Annotated in this window: 4 protein-coding genes; 2 read left to right on the plus strand and 2 right to left on the minus strand. The window is 63.2% G+C overall.

Features of this window, described 5'->3' with window-relative positions; translation table 11 throughout:
- The first annotated feature begins 29 nt into the window (after nt 1-29).
- Complete coding sequence (locus tag FJ471_RS34240) at nt 30-1,427, plus strand: sensor histidine kinase (RefSeq protein WP_140811214.1); 1,398 nt, start codon at nt 30-32, stop codon at nt 1,425-1,427.
- Entirely contained in the window at nt 1,424-2,068 is a 645-nt protein-coding gene (locus FJ471_RS34245; RefSeq protein WP_140811216.1) for a response regulator transcription factor, read from the plus strand. Before FJ471_RS34240 ends, FJ471_RS34245 begins: the two co-directional genes overlap by 4 nt.
- A gap of 175 nt (nt 2,069-2,243) precedes the next feature.
- Here FJ471_RS34245 and FJ471_RS34250 read toward each other — a convergent pair whose 3' ends face one another.
- Nucleotides 2,244-2,813, minus strand: a complete 570-nt coding sequence (locus tag FJ471_RS34250; RefSeq protein WP_140811218.1) for a hypothetical protein — start codon at nt 2,811-2,813, stop codon at nt 2,244-2,246.
- A gap of 370 nt (nt 2,814-3,183) precedes the next feature.
- Nucleotides 3,184-3,549, minus strand: a 366-nt coding sequence (locus tag FJ471_RS34255) for a hypothetical protein (protein WP_210242075.1), incomplete at its 5' end; no start/stop codon positions are given.

Raw genomic sequence — 3,549 nt, forward strand, 5'->3', positions numbered from 1 at the left:
TGTCGTTGACGGGTGGGTGAGCGGTGTCGATGTTTGGGAGGTATTTAAAACGACTTGCACGAATCTGGAGCGGGCTCTCGCTGGCCTGGCAGTTCGTGATCGCGGGCGGCATCGGCCTTCTAGCCGTGATGCTCGTGGTCGGGCTATGGGTGACATCGCAGATCCGTGACGGCGTCATGCACAATTCAGCTGCGACCACCGCGCTCTATGTCGACAGCGTGATCGCGCCGTTGCTGCCTGACATGCGCAAGAGCCAGGAGCTCGACGACACCGTCAAGCGAGCGCTGGACGAAACGCTCGGCCAGGGCGCGCTTGGGAAAAGGCTGGTGTCGTTCAAGTTGTGGCGGCGAGACGGCACGATACTCTATTCGAAGGATGCCGACCTCATCGGCAGGCAGGTCCAGCCCAACGCCAACCTCATCGCTGCTTTCGCCGGCAACGTGATGGTCAAATACAACAGGCTCGAGGACGAGGAAGACGACAAGGAGCGGTCGATGGGCGTTCCGCTGCTGGAAATCTACAACCCGGTGCGCGAGCCCTGGTCGGGCGAAGTCGTGGCGGTGACCGAATTCTACGAATTGTCCGGCGACTTCGAGGAATCGCTGCACTCGGCCCTGTTGTGGAGCTGGCTGGTGGTGGCGGGCGCCACGGCGGCGGCGCTTGCCCTGCTCTCCGGCATCGTTTTCCGCGGCAGCCGAACCATCGTCACCCAGCAGGCTGCGCTCGAGGCCAAGGTTTCCGAACTGCAGGCGGCGCTGGCGCAGAACTCGTCGCTGCGCCAGCGCGTGCAGCGCGCCTCGCGCCGCGCCACCGCCATCAACGAGCGGTATCTGAGGCGCATCGGCGCCGACCTGCATGACGGGCCGGCGCAACTGGTGGCGCTCGCCGCGCTCAGGATGGACAGCCCGGTGCTGGTCGATCCGACCACGTCGAGCTCGCTGCGCGAGGCCGAGATTGCCGGCATCCACAAGACGCTCGGGGAAGCGATGCGCGAGATACGCGGCATCTGCAACGGGCTGGTGCTGCCGCAGATCGAGACGCAGGCCATCGCCGACATTTTGCGGCTGGCGGTGGCCGAGCATGAGCGCCGAACCGACACCAAAGTGTTGTTAACGTTGCCCGAGCGCTTGCCGGAGCTCGGCACCTCGGAAAAGATCAGCATCTATCGCTTCGTGCAGGAGGGCCTGAACAACGCCTTCCGGCATGGCAAGGGCAAGGGCCAGCAGGTTAGAGCCACTACGAAGGGCGGCAAGCTCCTGGTCGAGGTGCTGGACACCGGCCCGGGCTTCGATCCGGGCCGAAGCGAAGGCCTTGGGCTTGCGGGCCTCAGGGAACGCATCGAAAGCATAGGCGGGCAGTTCGAGACACTGTCCGGCCCGGAAGGAACAAGATTGGTGATCACCTTGTCTGTCGAGGAGCAACCGTGAGCGCATCCATTCGCATCGCAATAGTCGACGACCACCCCCTGTTTCGCGAGGGCGTGGCGCGCAGCCTCGGCGAGCTAGGCGGCTTCGAGCTTGTCGGTGAAGGCGCCAGCGCCGAGGACGCCGAAAGGCTGGCGCGCGCCAGCACGCCGGATATCCTGCTGCTCGACATCAGCATGCCGGGCGGCGGCCTCAACGCGCTCGCCGGCATCCTTTCAGCCATGCCCGAGCAGAAGGTCGTCATGCTCACCGTGTCGGAGACCAATGCCGACGTCGCCCAGGCGCTGAAGGCCGGCGCGCGCGGCTACGTGCTGAAAGGCGTCGGCTCCAAGGCGCTGGCCGAGATCCTGCGGGACGTCGCCAACGGCCAGAGCTACGTGTCGCCGAGCCTCTCGGCCAGGCTGCTTTCCGACCTGTTGCAGCCAACCGGCAGCAAGCCCGATCCGCTCAGCCAACTTACCGGCCGCGAGGCCGAGATCCTGAAACTGGTTGCGGAAGGGCTGAGCAACAAGGAGGTAGCCGCCCGGCTGTCGCTGCAGGAGAAGACGGTCAAGCATCATATGACCAGGGTGCTCGCCAAGCTCAACGTGCGCAACCGCACCGAGGCGGCGCTGCTGATGCATGAGGCGAGGGAAAGGCAGTAAAGAACTGAGGAACTGAGGAATTGAAGGGCTGGTAAGCCAGGCTTCCCTTTTCTTCAGTTCCTCAGTTCTTCAATTCTCCAGTTCCTCTTCCCTCCCTCAAACGCAATCACCCCCGCCTCGATGGACGGGGGGTGACATGCAAGGGCGCGGAAAAAGGGGTAGCTCCTCCCGGCCCTCACAGGCTCAGCAGACGATTCAAGTCCTCCTCCGTCGCCTGCCGCTCGATGATGGTACGGCCTTGCGCGTCCGTCATCTCGAAACGGCCGTTCTGGAGTTGCTCCTTCATGCCGTTGCGGTGAATGACGGTGATCTTGTCACCGTTGATCGAGAGCGTGTCGCCGGTTGTGGCATTGGTGTAGCTGTTCTTGCCACCGGGATTGGTATTGCCCTTGCCGCTGTTGTTGCCCGGCCCGGCATTGGGGTTGCCGCCACCAGCATTGGGGTTGCCGCCGCCGGCATTGCTGTTGCCGGAATTGCCGCCGGCGTTGCCGTTGTCGCCGCCATTGCCGGAATTCGAGCCACCTGCCGAACCGGAATTCGAACCGCCGGACGAGCCCGAATTGCCACCGCCGCCGTTTCCGCCATTCCCGTTGCCGCCTCCATTGCCGTTGCCGGCATAGGCGGCGGTCGATACGAGCTTGGTCATGCTGCCCGGCACCGACAGACAGGGCGCAACGACAACCGCCAGCGCGGCGGCGCCGCGCAGCACAAGGTAGGCTGGCCTTCTACAGGCGGGTCGGTGCATTCCGTCCTTTCCGCGGTTCCACCTCGGATGGCCGAAGTTCCGCTCGCGGCACAGCCGAGGCGGAACCGGTGTCTTGGCCCGAACCAGAATTCACATTCCGCCGGAGCGACGAAAGCGGCCCACGACCCATGCCCCGGGCAGTCGGACCATTTCCGCCGCCATGGCTGACCAATGTCGCAACGGGCAGGCTTTTGCCGAGGCAAAAAATTACCCCCGCACGAAGGCGGGGGTAAGGTGAGTAGCCAAATTCTATCGCAAGACGATCAGGACCGTAGAGACGAAGCAAAAGGTGGCAACCTGATTTTGCAGCGCTGACCTTCGGTCCCTTAAGATCTAATCCCGATAAAACCTCGCTCTCACAAACTCTGTCTCACAAATTCTTCAGGCGATTGAGATCGGCCATGGTGGCCTTGCGGTCGACGATGGTGCGTCCGTATTTGTCTTCCATCCTGAACCGGCCGTTCTCGATCCTCTCCTTCATTCCATTGCGGTGCGTGACCTGGATCCTGTTGCGTGTGGCCTCGACCTTGTCGCCGGTAACGGCGTTCACATGACTATCGACATCGGCGGTGCTTGCCGCGCTAGCGCTCGTCGAGCTGCTGTTGCCGTTGTTACCGTTGTCGCTGCTGTTGCCGTTGTTACCGTTGTCGCTGCTGTTGTTCCCGTTTCCGTTGTTGCCGCCGCTATTTCCGCTGTTGCCGCCGCTATTTCCGCGCCCTTGCATGTCACCCCCCGT

Origin of the sequence: Mesorhizobium sp. B2-7-1 (assembly GCF_006440735.1) — a bacterium.
Classification (GTDB): Bacteria; Pseudomonadota; Alphaproteobacteria; order Rhizobiales; family Rhizobiaceae; genus Mesorhizobium.